At 47.6% G+C, this 651-nt stretch carries 1 protein-coding gene; it reads right to left on the bottom strand.

All coding sequences use genetic code 11. The features are described 5' to 3' along the window. Positions 1-651, bottom strand: a 651-nt coding sequence (locus R7P74_RS27065; RefSeq protein WP_318123756.1) for a sigma 54-interacting transcriptional regulator, incomplete at both ends; no start/stop codon positions are given.

The following is a 651-nucleotide window of genomic DNA, read 5'->3' as shown; positions in this document are numbered from 1 at the left end:
CAAGGAAGATCGTGCCACCGTCTGCTAATTCAAATCGACCTTTACGCGCCGTTAACGCACCAGTAAACGCGCCTTTTTCGTGGCCAAACAATTCGCTTTCGAGTAGCTCCGGTGGGATTGCACCACAGTTAATTGGCACAAATGCACCATTGCGGTATGACGAATGGTAGTGAATGTTACGTGCTACCACTTCTTTACCCGTACCCGATTCACCAAGGATCAAGACATTGGCTTCTGTACCCGATACTTGCTCAATAAGATGACGAACTTCTTGAATACCGCGACTCTGCCCTACTAAGCTACGAAACAGCGTGTTTTTACGCGCACTTGCAACAACATTGACCCCTTTACGGCCAAGAAAATCTTTGCAGTGACGTAACGCTTCACTAAGCTGTGGGTAATTTAGCGGTTGCTCTAATTCGCCAACAAAGTTTGGGAGATCGTCCACAGGCAAAGGAAAGCTGCCCAAGACAAGAAGTGGGATATGGTATGCATCGTTGAGACGAGCCATCACGGCAGTTGCCGCTCGACCTGCTGAGATATTGCCAACGATACAGCCTGACCATACGCTAGACCAATCAACATCGCCTAGCTGTTCAGAACCGACAGCTTCGCAACTTTCTCCAACAAATTCCAATATATTGCTTAAAT

The sequence above is a fragment of the Vibrio sp. 2033 genome (genome assembly GCF_033339735.1).
Note: the sequence above shows the minus strand (reverse complement) of the source record. Positions and strands in the feature narration are given on the sequence as shown.